The 14,241-nt window shown below is 44.2% G+C and carries 14 protein-coding genes; 5 read left to right on the top strand and 9 right to left on the bottom strand.

Annotated elements, in window-relative coordinates; genetic code table 11:
- Positions 1–76 precede the first annotated feature (76 nt).
- From ESB13_RS18630 to ESB13_RS18615, 4 genes are read right to left on the bottom strand one after another with little or no spacing between them, the layout of a single operon-like run.
- Positions 77–634 carry a hypothetical protein gene (locus ESB13_RS18630; protein ID WP_129005203.1) on the bottom strand — a complete coding sequence of 186 codons (558 nt, stop codon included), beginning with the start codon at positions 632–634 and terminating at the stop codon, positions 77–79.
- On the bottom strand, positions 634–975 hold the full coding sequence (locus ESB13_RS18625; RefSeq protein WP_129005202.1) for an STAS domain-containing protein: 342 nt from the start codon (positions 973–975) through the stop codon (positions 634–636). Before ESB13_RS18625 ends, ESB13_RS18630 begins: the two co-directional genes overlap by 1 nt.
- Position 976: 1 nt before the next feature.
- Positions 977–2,125, bottom strand: a complete 1,149-nt coding sequence (locus ESB13_RS18620; RefSeq protein ID WP_129005201.1) for a PP2C family protein-serine/threonine phosphatase — start codon at positions 2,123–2,125, stop codon at positions 977–979.
- Entirely contained in the window at positions 2,122–2,655 is a 534-nt protein-coding gene (locus ESB13_RS18615) for a hypothetical protein (RefSeq protein WP_129005200.1), read from the bottom strand. The genes ESB13_RS18620 and ESB13_RS18615 overlap by 4 nt, the downstream gene beginning before the upstream one ends.
- A 56-nt stretch (positions 2,656–2,711) precedes the next feature.
- Here ESB13_RS18615 and ESB13_RS18610 point away from each other — a divergent pair, with 56 nt between their 5' ends.
- On the top strand, positions 2,712–3,626 hold the full coding sequence (locus tag ESB13_RS18610) for a glycosyltransferase family 2 protein (RefSeq protein ID WP_129005199.1): 915 nt from the start codon (positions 2,712–2,714) through the stop codon (positions 3,624–3,626).
- Between the two features lie 9 nt (positions 3,627–3,635).
- Positions 3,636–4,808 (top strand): glycosyltransferase family 2 protein, encoded by a 1,173-nt coding sequence (locus ESB13_RS18605; RefSeq protein ID WP_129005198.1) that lies wholly within the window; start codon positions 3,636–3,638, stop codon positions 4,806–4,808.
- 21 nt (positions 4,809–4,829) lie between these two features.
- On the opposite strand, the gene ESB13_RS18600 is transcribed toward ESB13_RS18605, so the two are convergent.
- From ESB13_RS18600 to ESB13_RS18590, 3 genes are all read right to left on the bottom strand, one after another.
- Complete coding sequence (locus ESB13_RS18600; RefSeq protein WP_129005197.1) at positions 4,830–6,026, bottom strand: sugar transferase; 1,197 nt, start codon at positions 6,024–6,026, stop codon at positions 4,830–4,832.
- 32 nt (positions 6,027–6,058) lie between these two features.
- Positions 6,059–6,469, bottom strand: coding sequence for a response regulator transcription factor (locus tag ESB13_RS18595; protein WP_129005196.1), 411 nt, complete (start codon positions 6,467–6,469; stop codon positions 6,059–6,061).
- Between the two features lie 117 nt (positions 6,470–6,586).
- Positions 6,587–7,165: a MarC family protein gene (locus tag ESB13_RS18590; protein WP_129005195.1), complete on the bottom strand. Its 579-nt coding sequence runs from the start codon at positions 7,163–7,165 to the stop codon at positions 6,587–6,589.
- Positions 7,166–7,302: 137 nt separating this feature from the next.
- On the opposite strand from ESB13_RS18590, the gene ESB13_RS18585 reads away from it, so the two are divergent.
- The 3 genes from ESB13_RS18585 to ESB13_RS18575 all read left to right on the top strand — a co-directional run bounded on the left by ESB13_RS18585 (position 7,303) and on the right by ESB13_RS18575 (position 13,140).
- The gene (locus ESB13_RS18585) at positions 7,303–8,913 is read left to right on the top strand and encodes a tetratricopeptide repeat protein (protein WP_164974275.1); all 1,611 of its coding nucleotides are present in this window, start codon (positions 7,303–7,305) and stop codon (positions 8,911–8,913) included.
- A gap of 304 nt (positions 8,914–9,217) precedes the next feature.
- Positions 9,218–12,037 (top strand): TonB-dependent receptor, encoded by a 2,820-nt coding sequence (locus tag ESB13_RS18580; protein ID WP_129005193.1) that lies wholly within the window; start codon positions 9,218–9,220, stop codon positions 12,035–12,037.
- Positions 12,038–12,057: 20 nt separating this feature from the next.
- The gene (locus tag ESB13_RS18575) at positions 12,058–13,140 is read left to right on the top strand and encodes a phytase (protein WP_129005192.1); all 1,083 of its coding nucleotides are present in this window, start codon (positions 12,058–12,060) and stop codon (positions 13,138–13,140) included.
- A gap of 103 nt (positions 13,141–13,243) precedes the next feature.
- On the opposite strand, the gene ESB13_RS18570 is transcribed toward ESB13_RS18575, so the two are convergent.
- Positions 13,244–13,864, bottom strand: a complete 621-nt coding sequence (locus ESB13_RS18570; RefSeq protein WP_129005191.1) for an acyltransferase — start codon at positions 13,862–13,864, stop codon at positions 13,244–13,246.
- Between the two features lie 164 nt (positions 13,865–14,028).
- Positions 14,029–14,241 (bottom strand): cysteine-rich CWC family protein, encoded by a 213-nt coding sequence (locus ESB13_RS18565; RefSeq protein ID WP_129005190.1) that lies wholly within the window; start codon positions 14,239–14,241, stop codon positions 14,029–14,031.

Below are 14,241 nucleotides of genomic sequence, written 5' to 3'. Positions count from 1 at the left end.
TAGTTGTAAAAATAGCAGGATTAAGTGGTGAATGATGAATGATATGGCATTATAATATTTATTTAAGCAGCTCTGTCTAAAGATAAATGCAGACGTCAAATAAGTTTTCAGCCGTTTGAGGGTTATACTCGTAATGAAACCGGTCGCTCGACAACGTTATCAGCAGTAGCCCAAAGTGTTCATGGAGACTATTGATGTTGCAGTCTTCTGTGGGTTTGGGGGTTACAGTAAATTCAGCGCCGGTTGGCGTAATGGTGAGCCAGAGCGCGTTAAGGTCATCTTCATAAACAACGATCTTTTCACCTGTTCGGTTTGGGGGAAGGGGCCAGGAAAGGGCCTCGCGGTGCGGGGACGCAGGAAAATGCAGCGGAGCGCAATAGTCGCGCCTTACAAAGCAAAGTTTGTTGCTGTAAATAACGGCTTCCAGCAATGTGGTCTTCTGATGGGTATGTTTGATGGTGTTCGTCAACAGCTCAGATATTACAACCTTACTCTTAAAAATCACCTCTTCCTGCCTTGCTGCGGGAACGTCTAAAAGGGGGGCAACAGTCTTAATAACCTCGTCCAGCAATGGGGCAACCCGATCAGTTCTTGTTAGCTTGAACTGAATAGTATGTAATGGTTGTTCAGCCACTATTTTTCACTTTTTAGCACGGCTTCATCAATATTGTTATAAATAGAAAACACCTTGTCTATTCTAATCAGGTGCATCAGGTTATAGATATCTTTTTGAAGTGAAACAAGCGAAATATCTGCCTGTTTTGAAATAGCATACTTCAGGCTTGCTACCAGGGCGCCCAGGAAAGAACTGTCGATATACGTTACTTTCTCAAAGCTGATGACTACACGCTTATGCCCGGCGTCGAGCAACTGGCTTACCTCGTCTCTAAAGGCATCGGCCTTATCGAGGCTGGCCTCGGCCAGTTCAATGGTTGCCAGCAGGTAACCGTTTCTTTCTTCTGATGATAAGATCATATTATGTGGTTGTTTTTTGAAAAAAAATCATACTGCAATCGTCTACAGGCGCTAAGTTCGCAAAATACGCAAACAGATCATCGGACAAGGCTTTAAAAGATTTGCTGTTGCCCAGGAAAGAGCCCATTTTTTCTACGAACAGTTCATAGTTGTTGTGCTTGCCGGTTTCATCCGTAAAGTCGGTCATGCCATCTGAGAAAAGCAGTAATTTATCGTTGGGCTGCATATCAAGTACCTGGTCTTCATAATTCCCGTCCTGTTTCAATCCCATCAGCAAACCGGATGAGGTAAGTTGTATTATCTTTTGCTCCCGGCTGCTATAATACAATGGCGGCAGGTCGCCTGCTCCTGCATAAGTGATCTGACCTGTAGTACAGTCTATCATAAGCATTGAGAGGCTGGAGAGTACATTCTGTAATACCTCGTCATAACAAATTACCGTGTTTATTTTTTGAAGGATACGTGCCGGAGAATACTCATGATCAAGTACACAGATACGGATGGCAGAGCGCACATAGCTAAGAAAGCCGAAACTAAAGAACCATGCCTGCCATTTTTTGCCCATAACATCGCCAAGTACTACAAAGGTGTAGCGTTCATCGGCTTTAACGAAGTCTATGAAATCACCGCCCGGATAATCGCGGTACGGCTTATAAATAAAATTAACACCGAAGCCCTGCAGCTCTGGTGGCGCCGAAGGTGCCGACTTTATATTCAGGGCGCTTGCCGCTTTTTTCAGTTCTTCTGTATTCAGTTCCTGCGTCTGCTGAACAGTATGGATGATATTGTCGAGCTTCGATACAATAACAGGGAAAGGCGTTTGTTTATCGATGAAGTCTACCGCCTGCATTCCCAGCCCTTCCAGTACCATCTTGTCATTGGTATGTGCGGTAAGAAATACGAAAGGAATATGCCTGTACTTTTTATGCGCCAGTAATTGCTGGCGAAAATCGAATCCGTTGCTGCCGGGCATTTCGTAATCAGATAATATAATATCCGGCATTTCCAGCTGAAGCGAAGTAAAGGCATGTTCTACTGAATTCGACAGAATGCACTTATACCCGGCTCCTCTGAAAAACTTTTCCAGCAGCCTTAAGAAGAGTTCGTTGTCATCAACGATCAGGATCTTTTTCTCGGGTATGGCTGTCATTTTTTATTTCTTTTGAACGTTGTTACCATCAGATATACACCACACAAAACTACCAGCAACGCTATCAGATCCATTAGAGTCACGCCGTCGTCGGTTGTGAAATAAAAGATGGTGAACATCTCGAAATATGGTGGTGCGGGCATGATGATCATTCCCATTCCCAACACTACCATTACCAGGCCAATCAGGAATAATAGTACTTTCCTGATGGTGATATTTCGCAGGTGCAGCTTCGACTGTTTACTATCGATCGTATTATTGGCCAGAAGAATACTTAAATTATCCAGCATCTGATCTCTCGACAAACTATCGGCATCAAGTTCCTGGAAAGCTGCCAGTGAACTGGCAGTACCGGCTTTATCCGCAGCTTCGTTAAACTTCTGGCGGATCTGTTTTATATTCTCACTGTCAAGTTCAGTATTACCGAGCAGTTCAATAAGCTCATTCAGCTTCTCTTCAACTTTCAGCTGGCTTTCGCTTAACTGTTTGATGTCAAAAATTTGTTCCTGTATGGGCTTCTTTCTGCTCAAGTTTGAATATTTTCACCCGTCAAAGTAAATCTATTATTAGCAGCAAGTGCCCTTCTATGCGTTCTGTTTCCATTATTTCAGTAAATTTTAATCACAATTACGTAACAGAAGCACTTCTGGCGTCTGTTTTTCGTACCAATTCGTATCCCAATATCGAGATCATTGTGGTTGATAATGCCAGCGAGGTGAACCCGGTACCCGGATGGAAAGAAAAATATCCTGGTGTTAAATTCATACGCTCGGAGAAAAACCTGGGATTTGCGGGCGGCAACAACCTGGGGGTGACGGAAGCTACCGGCGACTACCTGTTTTTTGTAAATAACGATACGGAGTTTACTGAAGGCCTGGTAGCAACGCTGGTGCAAACACTGGATGAGCATGATGAAGTGGGGATGGTTTCGCCACGCATTCATTACTTTCAACAGCCGGGGCTTTTGCAATATGCAGGATTTACGGAAATGAACTATTATACAGGCCGGAATAGCTGTATTGGCCAGTTTGAGCAGGATAACGGCCAGTATGATCATGTTACAGGTATTACCGGCTTTTGTCACGGGGCAGCCATGATGGTGCGCCGTGCTGCCATAGAAAAAGCAGGTACTATGGCGGAGCATTTTTTCCTTTATTACGAAGAGGTGGACTGGGGGGCGCATATCCGCCGCGCAGGTTATACTGCATGGGTGCAAATGGCGGCACTGATCTATCATAAAGAATCGATATCGGTAGGTGCAGGCAGCGCTTTGAAGGAGTTTTTCATGAACCGTAACAGGATCCTTTTCATCAGGCGTAATGCGCCTGCTTTTAAAAAGATGGTATTCTGGATCTACTTTCTGTCTGTGGTAGCGCCCCGTAATATTATAAGGTATATAAAAGAGGGAAATGCAAAGTTTATTGGTGTGCTCTTCAGGGCTATATGGTGGAATTTTACCAACGGCACCGAGAGCAGGAATTTAGGTTATCGTATCAAGTAGTTAATATTTATGGTATATATATTCTGGATAGCATTGTTTATCGTTTTTTACGCCTTTTTCGGTTACGGTATTTTATTGTACCTGCTCGTTAAGATACGTGTAGCGCTAAAGGGCAAACGGAGTGATGCTTTAAACAAGCTATCATATGAATGGCCTACGGTCACAGTGATTGTTGCTGCCTATAATGAAGCTGATTGTATTGAGGATAAGATCCTGAACACGCTGGCGCTCGATTATCCCGCAGACAAAATTAGTTACCTGTTTGTAACAGATGGCTCTTCAGATGCCACACCCGGTATTATTGCCCGTTATCCTGTGGTAAAGCTGTTGCACCAGCCCGGCAGGAGCGGTAAAATTGCGGCGGTGCATCGGGCTATGAGGGAAGTTACATCCGAAATAGTTGTGTTTACCGATGCCAATACGGTATTAAACAAGCAAGCGGTAAAGCTGATATGCCGTCATTATGCCGATGCTAAGGTAGGAGCTGTGGCAGGTGAGAAAAGAGTGAATGTTGATGCAGTTTCTGATGCAACGGCAGGCGAAGGTTTTTACTGGAAATATGAATCGGCTTTAAAGCGCTGGGACTCTGAGCTGTATTCTGTTGTAGGTGCTGCGGGTGAGCTATTCAGCGTACGTACAAGTTTGTACCAGCCCGTGTCGGCAAATAGTATCCTGGATGATTTCATGATCTCCATGCTGATAGCGCAGAAGGGGTATCGTATTGTGTATGAGCCCGAGGCTTATGCTTTGGAAAATAGCTCTGCTAATGTTGGCGAGGAACTTAAACGTAAAGTGCGCATAGCTGCGGGAGGTATACAGTCTATTTGCTGGCTGGCGCCGCTACTGTTGCCTTTCAGGCAACCGGTATTGTCGTTTCAGTATGTAAGCCACAGGGTTTTACGCTGGACGGTGGTGCCTTTTCTGATGATATTGGTATTGCTCTTGAATATAGTTATCGTAATACGAGGCGGTGGCTGGTTATATCAATTGTTGCTGGCAGGCCAGGTGGCTTTTTACGGTGCTGCCCTGGCTGGTTGGTTAATGGAACAGCGTAAGATCAAGGTGAAATTACTTTTCGTTCCCTATTATTTCTGCATGATGAACTATGCTGTGCTGGCTGGCATTAATCGGTTCATAGGCGGCAAGCAGAGTGCTGCATGGGAAAAGGCGAAAAGAAAGTAAAGCAATAAAAAATATCTGTTCCTACACATTCTCTTTCTGGAAGAGCGCAGGTATTGTTTTCAGTATAAGTTTAATGTCACTGGTGAAGCTGTGATTTTGCGCGTAAGTGTTATCGAGCATAAGGCGTTCCTCTTCCGACATTTCTCCTTTGCCTCTTTTTTCAACCTGCCAGAGGCCGGTGATGCCTGCAGGAGCAAGAAAACGAAGAGCATATTTGTCGGTAGTGAGTTTTTCAGCCTCATAAAGAGGTAACGGACGGTTGCCTACAATACTCATGTCGCCGATGAATACATTCCATAGCTGGGGAAGTTCGTCGATACTGGTATTGCGCAAAATCTTGCCTACTTTGGTAATACGGGGGTCGTCTTTTAGTTTGAAGAATGCAGAGCCGCTTTCCTTTTTACGGGAAGAGATATATTGTTTTTCACACCAGGTATTGTTATCGGCATAAATGAGAAATTGGCATTTGGTACCGGCTTTGGCGCAATCTGCGCAAAGCGGACTATTTGCAGTTCCGGACTCAGTTGTTTTGGCGGCAGCGTTATACTGGTTCAAATGTTGCAGATCTTTCAGACGTTTGTCGGCATTGACATACATAGACCTGAACTTGTAAAATTTAAATACATTGTAGCCGGTACCCACACGATAAGAATAGTAGAAGGCAGGTCCTTTTGATTCCAGTTTAAGCGCTATATATACAATCAGAAAAACCGGTGACAGGCACAATAAAGCAAGGCTTGAAAATACAAGGTCGAAGATCCGCTTTACTGTTGGCGTTTTATATTTTTCAGACCGCAGCTCATTCACTTTTCCGGGCAGCAGGTGGCCGTATTTTTTAAAGAAGAGAACACGTGTTTGTAATGCTTCTGAATCGAAAGGACGGGTAAATATGTCTGATACCCCCGATCTCAATGCAAGTACGGCCAGGTTTTCGTTTGAATGATCACAGATAATAAAAAAAGGAACGCGGGGGAATTTCTTCTGTTGAAGGATGGTTGCAAAAGAGATACCTGCAGGTGCCATTACCTCTGCTTCTGATATAATGCAGGATACATCGAACAGCTGCTTTTCCCATTTGGATATAAATTCTGTTTCGTTCTTAAAATAAACGAGTACGGAATCGTCGAAATCCAGTGAGTCAAGCCGGGTTGATACAGCTTCAGAAGCATTAATTACAGCTATTATAGCGCCAGGTGTTTCCTGCTGGGGGTTACTCATATATCAAAATCTCTAAGTATGTCAATCGCTGGTTAGTTGGCCAGTACTTTTCCGTGACGTTTAAGGATCATCTTTAGTCTTACTTCAAGTTCACGTGGACTAAATGGCTTCACTATAAAATCATCTGCACCTGCTTCCAGGCAGAGGATACGTGTTTCGCTGTTTTCTTCACCCGATAAAATAACAACCGGTACTGAATTAAAAATACCGCTTGATTTCAGCTGCTTCAATAGTTCCATTCCGCTTAAACCAGGGATATGCAGGTCTGATATAATAATATCAGGGATGTTCCCTTCCTGTAAATAAGCCAATGCATTCATTGCGCTACCAAATACGTTGAGTTCAAAAGTTTTTGACAAAAACTTACTCAACACCATCTGAATAGACGGGTCGTCCTCAATAATGAACAACTTAGGCAATATCGCATTTTCACTGAGGGCCATAGGAGATGTGAATTAGTATGTGACAAAAATATACATGATAGCGTACTAAAAATACCTTCGAACCTTAAATAAACATATAGATAAAATTAAAATGGAATAAATCTGCAATTAGCTTCCTTATTTGCCAAAGGCGGAAAGGTTGCTGCCAAAGATTTTTACGGCTATGGCTAACAGTATTACACCAAAAAACTTGCGGACCGCTGTGAGTCCGTTTTCACCTAATACTTTTTTGATCCAAACAAGTGATTTAAGTACGATATATACGATAATAAGGTTAATAAAGATGCCTGCAAGGATATAAGTCTCCTCAAAATTGGCTTTTAACGACATGATGGTTGTAAGTGTACCACTACCTGCAATAATGGGAAATGCTACAGGAACTACTGTACCTGACTGCGCATTGGCGTCAGCCTTAAAGATCTCGTGGCCCAGTACCATTTCAAGTCCTAACAGGAAAATGACAATAGAGCCGCCAACGGCAAAAGAGCGGATATCGAGCCCCAGTATTTTAAGAAATTCCTGGCCCACAAAAAGAAACGCCAGCATCAGAAAACCCGAGACCAGGGTAGCTTGTGTTGCCCGGAGTCCCCCCATTTTATCTTTCAGTGAAATTAATAGGGGAACGGAGCCAACGATGTCTATCACGGCAAAAAGTGTAAAAGTGATAGTTATTAACTGGTCAAAGTTAAACGACATAAAGGGGGTTTGTACAAACGTACTAAAAACTGCGTAATTGTACCAGCAACAGAGGCTTAACTATTCCGTAACATTGATATATTTTCTTTGCAGGCATGTGGTGCCGTTCTTTTTTTAAAAACTGCCTCTATACCGTAGTGGGAATAATCATATTAGTGGGGAATATTTTACCTGCTAATGCCCAGCACCTGCTTAAAAACGAACTGGAGAAAGCCATCAGTTTAAGCAAAGAATCGCCTGATACAGCTTTCATGCTGCTGCGGGAAATTTACAATAAGGCGCAGGACGAAAAAGAGCGCGTGGTTGCCGCCAGATGCTTACGCCAGATGGGGGTTATCAGCTATTATTTTGGGCATTATGCGCAATCGCTGGACTTTCATCTTCAGGCGTCCGAAGCGTTTGCAAAAGAAGGGCAGGACGAGTTGCTGGCTGCCAACTACAACGACCTGGGAAGCCTTTATTATCACAATAAACAGGAACCCCTGGCACGCCCGCAGTACGATAAAGCGCTGGCAATATATAGCCGTTTTCAGAATCAGAATGGTTTGGGCGATACATATGGCCGGATAGGCCATCTGTATGAGAAACGGCAGATGTACGACAGTGCATTTTATTTTCAGCGGCAGGCGTTTTATCACTATGAGGTTACGGGTAATAAATCGGGGCTGGCAAAGATCAATGAAAACCTGGGCAGTATATTTGAAGACCTCGGGCGTTTCGATTCTGCCCGCCATTACTTCAACAGGGCGCTGGAACTGCACCAGCAATTGAATAATAAACTGGCCATTATTGAAGTGGAGAACAACCTGGGAGACATTCTCCGGAAAACCGGCCATTACAGTGAAAGCCTTGTGCAGTCGGGCAAAGCGCTTCAGTTATCACTGGAGGCTAATGATCCTTATCAGCAGAGTTCCGCCTACCGTGATCTGGCCAAGGCCTGGAATTTATTAGGGCATAATGATAGTGCTTTTTATTACCTGGAGTTGAGCCGTGCGAAACTGTCGGATATTTATTCCATAGAGAACAGCAAGCAGGTAGCGTTCCTGCAGGTGATGAGCGAAACAGGGAAAAAGAATGCCGAGATCGAGCGGTTGCGGCTGGGACACAGGAATACGGTTATCCTGAGTATTGCAGGCATTATAGTAGTAGTGCTGCTGGTTGTGGTGGGGCTATTGGTGATTAGCCGGCAACGCCTGAAAATACGGAATGAAAAGGCGCTTCAGATGCAGAATCTGCAAAGGTTTGAGTCGCAAAAGGCGCTCATGGAAGCCGATTTACGCAATAAAGAGCTGCAGGAAAATAACCTGAAGCAGGATCTTGACCTGCGGGCCAGAGAATTGTCTACATATACCCTTCATATTATACAAAAGAACCAGCTTCTGGAAGAATTACGCGAAAGGCTGGAAGGTTTGGTGAAAGAGGATAAACGTGATCAAAAAAAGCAGCTCCAGCAATTGATCCATCAGATCAACCAGAATTTCAATCACGATCAGTATTGGGGGGAATTCAGAGGGGTATTCGAGCAGGTTCACCAGAGTTTTCTCAACAACCTGAAAAAATATGCCGACAATCTTACGTCGAACGATTTGAAGCTGGTTTCGCTTATTAAAATGAATTTGTCTCCAACTGATATTTCCACCCTGCTGGGAATATCTCCCGATAGTCTTAAGGTGGCGCGATACCGTCTGCGCAAGAAAATTAATATGCCCCGCGAAGAAAATCTGAATGCTTTTATTCAGGGCCTGTAGATGAGGCGGTTGGATGGTAGTTGGAGAATAGCATGCTTGTGGTTGAAAGGGGGATCGGAAATGTTACGTTAACAATTTGGTAATGGCGTATTTGTTATCTTTAATAGTGCTGATTTTCAATTAAATACGACTATTTTGTTTCCTTTGTTTTCCGATTGTTTACCTGCGTAAGCTGCTTGTTTACTTTTTGCTCTCCCCTGAAAATAGCTTTCCGTGATTGCTTCTTTCAATTTTGTGCGGTCCTCAAACCAATGGGAAAGGAACATCAAAAGTTCCGCCTGACCTTAAAACTAAAAGCATACAGATGAAAAAAGTGATCGGTATTTTTCTGCTCTGTTGCATATCCCTGATAGGGTTTGCGCAAAACGGGCTGGTAACGGGTACGGTGGCCGATGAACAGCAAAAGCTGTCGTTGCCGGGTGCTACTATCCGTCTTAAGCCTGGCAATCGGTATACTATTTCCGATGAGCATGGCAAGTTCGAGTTTCTGAATGTTCCCCAGGGGAAATATACACTCGAGGTAAATTATATAGGGTTTAAAAACGGCAGCTACCCCGTAACTGTAGCTCCCGGCAAGGCAGCGTCGGTAAGGCTGCTTTTAGAAGATGGGGCTGTTGCCGGCAAAGAAGTGGTTGTATTAAGCGATCGCTTGCGCGGACAGGCAAAGGCTCTGAACCGTCAGAAGAGCAACCCCAATATCACCAATATTGTTTCTGCCGACCAGGTTGGCCGCTTCCCGGATGCTAATATCGGAGATGCCATTAAGCGTATCCCCGGTATTACGATGCAAAACGACCAGGGAGAGGCGCGTAATATCATTATCCGCGGTCTCGCTCCTGAGTTAAACTCAGTTACATTAAACGGCGATCGTATCCCTTCAGCTGAAGGCGACAACAGAAGAGTGCAAATGGATCTCATCCCTTCCGATATGATCCAGACGATAGAAGTAAATAAAACACTTACTTCCGATATGGATGCCGATGCCATTGGCGGATCGGTAAACCTGGTAACACGTGCTGCCCCGGGCGGACTGCGTGTTTCCGGTACTTTAGCCGGTGGTTACAGCCCCATCAGGGAAAAACCTATCTATACCGGTGCACTGGTTGTGGGTAACCGCTTCTTTAATAATAAGTTGGGAATGGTGTTGAGTGCCTCTTATAACAGCAACGATTTTGGTTCCGATAACGTCGAAGGTGTATGGTCGAAAGACAAAGCCGGTCATGTGTATATGAGCGAGCAGGATATCAGGAAGTATGATGTAAAACGTGTAAGAAGAAGTGGGTCTGCCGCTTTCGATTATAAAATTAACGACAAAAACAGTATTGCTTTTAATGCGATGTATAACTGGCGTGACGACTGGGAAAACCGTTATCGTGTGCGTACACGTAAGATAGAGACAGTTCTTGATGCGAATAACAATATTACGGGATATAAAGGAGCTATCAGGCGACAAACCAAGGGTGGCGCTGATTTTGGAAGAAGTGATAACGCGCGGCTCGAAACGCAGCGTGTGCAGAACTACTCACTACGTGGAGATCATTTGCTTGGTAATGCTATAGCAATGGATTGGGCTGCCAGTTATTCTACAGCCAGTGAAAAGCGTCCTCATGAACGTTATATCGAATATGAAGCCAAAAGCCAGGTTTTGACAGAAGACTTATCTGACCCGGCTTTTCCACTGGTATCGACGCCGGCAGCAGTGCCATTGTCTGCTTTTGGAATGAACGCTTTAAGCGAGCAATATGGTTTTACAAAGGAGGGAGAGTTTGGCGCTAAATTAAACTTCCGTTTTCCCTTTAGTGTTGTAAGTGGGCAGAAAGGCCGTTTAAGGGCTGGCGCCCGTTTGCGGGTAAAGGATAAAAAGAGAGAAAACAATTTCTTTGAATATTCACCAGTTACTCCTTTTGGTAAGCTTGCTGATATGGCTACTGTAAACTGGGAAGGGGATAAATTTCAGGCCGGTTCCAAATATATTCCAGGCACTTTTGTCTCCAAACAATTCCTGGGTTCTCTTGATTTTACCAATCCCTTGTTAATGAAAGGGGAGGCTGTACCTTCTGAGTATATCACAATCAACTACAAAGCCAAAGAAACCATTACAGCAGGTTATGTTCGCTGGGACCAGGATCTGAGTTCCAAACTGAGTATGATCGCTGGTGTCCGTTTAGAGAATACCAACACCGATTATAAAGGTAATATCGTAGAAGATGAAGAAGATCTGAAAGGTCAGCGCGATGTAAAGAACAGCTATCTGAACGTATTGCCCAGCCTGGCTTTCAAGTATAATGTAAACCAGGATTTTGTATTACGTGCAGCCGCTACTACCTCCCTGGCGCGCCCTAACTATTATGCTATTGCGCCGTATGTAAGTATTCTCGCCGATGACCAGGCTATCGATGCCGGCAACTCAAAGCTGAAAGCTTCTTATGCCTGGAACTTCGATGTAATGGGTGAATATTACTTTAAATCGGTAGGCCTGATCTCAGGTGGTGTATTCTATAAGAATATCCGTGACTTCATTTATGTATACAGCAACAAACAATATACTACCGAAAACTTCGCTGCCGATTATCCCGGAGTAACCAATCCTATTCCTGCGGGTGAGAACTGGAAATACAAACAAAGCCAGAATGGCGACAATGTAAATATGTATGGCTTTGAAGTTGCCGTACAACGTCAGCTAAACTTCCTGCCAGGTGTCCTTAAAGGACTGGGTGTATACGTAAATTACACCTATACCAAGTCGAATGCCGATGGTATTTATAACGGCGATGGTGAAAAGAGAGAAAATGTAGCGTTACCTGGTACTGCTCCACATATGTTCAATGCTTCCCTGTCATGGGAGAACAAACGTTTTGTGGCAAGGCTCTCCGGGAACTATGCTGCCGCTTACCTTGACGAGCTGGGTGAAGATGATTTTACCGATCGTTACTACGACAAACAGTTCTTCCTCGATGCAAATGCTTCTTATAAGATAGGTAAATACCTCCGCTTGTTCGCTGAAGCCAATAACCTTACCAATCAACCATTGCGTTACTACCAGGGTGTTTCCAACCGTACTGCACAAATGGAGTACTACCGTTCCAAATTTAACCTGGGTATCAAATTCGACCTTTCGAAATAGTATTGGATAATTCATAAAGTATGAAGAAGAACAACTTATTTATAGTGTGTGTGCTGGCCGTCTGTGCCGTTTCCTGTAATAATAAATCCGGCAATAAAAGAACTGCTCAGGATAGCAGTACTGTAAAGCCCCTATATGTTTCTGATCCGGTTTCCATGGATAGCGATGATCCTGCTATCTGGATCAACCCAAACGATCCTGCGCAGAGCCTGGTAATTGGAACTGATAAGGACGCAAATGGTGGTTTATATGTATATAACCTGCAGGGTAAAGTGCAGGGAGATAAAGTGGTAAAGGGACTTAAGCGCCCTAACAACGTAGATATTGCCTATGGTTTGCAGTTAGGCGGTAAACCGGTTGATATAGCAGTAACTACTGAAAGAATGACGCATCGTTTACGCATTTTTTCATTACCTGATATGAAACCTGTTGACAATGGCGGAATAGATGTTTTTGTGGGCGAAACCCTGCCGGAATATCGTGATCTTATGGGGATTGCTTTGTATAAAGACAAGGCCGGAAAGATCTATGCTATCGTAGGAAGAAAAACGGGTCCCGTTGATGGCAGTTATTTATGGCAATACCTGCTGGAAGATAACGGCGCCGGCCAGGTAAAGGCGACACTGGTTCGTAAATTTGGTAAATACAGTGGCAAAAAGGAAATAGAAGCTATTGCGGTAGATCAGTCTTTAGGCTTTATTTATTACGCTGATGAGCAGGTAGGTGTAAGGCAATATTTTGCCGATCCCGATAAAGGAAATGAAGAGCTGGCATTGTTTGCCAGGGAAGGATTTGCGGAAGATCATGAAGGTATTTCCATTTACCAGCTTACAGATAGCACTGGTTATATCCTGGTATCCGACCAGGGAGCCAACAGGTTCCAGGTGTTCAGCCGGGAGGGTGCACCTGGGAAGCCTTATGAACACAGGCTCTTAAAAGTAGTGAATGTAAGTGCTACCCAAAGTGATGGTTCTGAAGTGGTGGCCATACCGCTTAATAAAGATTTCCAACATGGTCTTTTTGTAGCTATGAGCGATGATAAAACTTTTCACTTCTATCGCTGGGAAGATATTGCCGGTAAGGAGCTCAAACAAATACCATAACAGATAGCAAACGACGATTTCTATTTCTAACCAATAGCAACAAAGGGCCTGCGTCTTTTACGATGCAGGCTCTCTGTTTTTGATACCTGATAAATGCTGCCTGTTATGCCTTCGTTCTTTCCCACTCTCCTGACTGCGGATTATATTGTTTAATAACCTTAGCCGGGTTACCTGCTGCTACTGAAAACGGCGGGATATCTTTGGTAACAACGGAACCTCCCGCAATAACGGAATGTTTGCCAATGGTAACACCGGCAGTTATAACTACATTGGCAGCAATCCAACAGTCATCTTCAATAACAATAGGAGCCGTAGTCACATTCTGGGCCTGAATGGGCAGCGTAACATCTGTGTAGGTATGATTAAGCCCGCTTGCTACGATGTTCTGGGCCATGATCACATTATTGCCGATACTTACAGGCCCTATGATCACATTACTCATGCCTACCAGCGAATGATTGCCTATAGATACAGCGCCAACACCATTGTTGATAGTGCAAAAATCTTCAATAACAGCTTTAGTTCCCATCGTAAACGCATTGAAAGGCACTACATCTATGCGGGTACGCCAGCGGATAGTGGCGCCTTTTCCCTTTTTATGAATAAAAGGATTCAGGAACATTCTTACCCAGAGACGGGGCCTTGCCCCTCCTTTAGGTATAAGGAGGCGATGAACCAGTTTTTTAACGCGGGGATTGGTTTTTATGAAGGTGGTTACAGACATGCTGCCGCAAAAGTTTGATTATTGCGAAGGTAGAGAATAGCTGGTAGATAGCCGATGGTAGAATAATGAAGGATTTGAATGCGGTAGCAATAGATGATCGCAGGAAAGCGGACAGAAGGCCGGCCGGAAGTAAAAGGCTATCTAATGCCAACAGAGAAGCGGGGCTACCGGGGAAATTTTTCTTGGAAAAGTGTGGATTTGTTTTTTAATTCCAGCAGGCACTGGCGGCAGAGGCAGTCGCTGTACCTGTTTTCAATAAAGCTGCGCTCCTCCTCGGTAAAGCTGAGGCCGTTACACTGACAGTTGCCAATATCGCCAACTTTGCACTCAAACGGTTTTTGACAACGGGGACAGGATTTATGTTCGTGTTTGGCCAT

The organism is Filimonas effusa, from assembly GCF_004118675.1.
Taxonomy (GTDB): Bacteria; Bacteroidota; Bacteroidia; order Chitinophagales; family Chitinophagaceae; genus Filimonas; species Filimonas effusa.
This window is presented reverse-complemented; position numbering and strand designations above follow the sequence as displayed.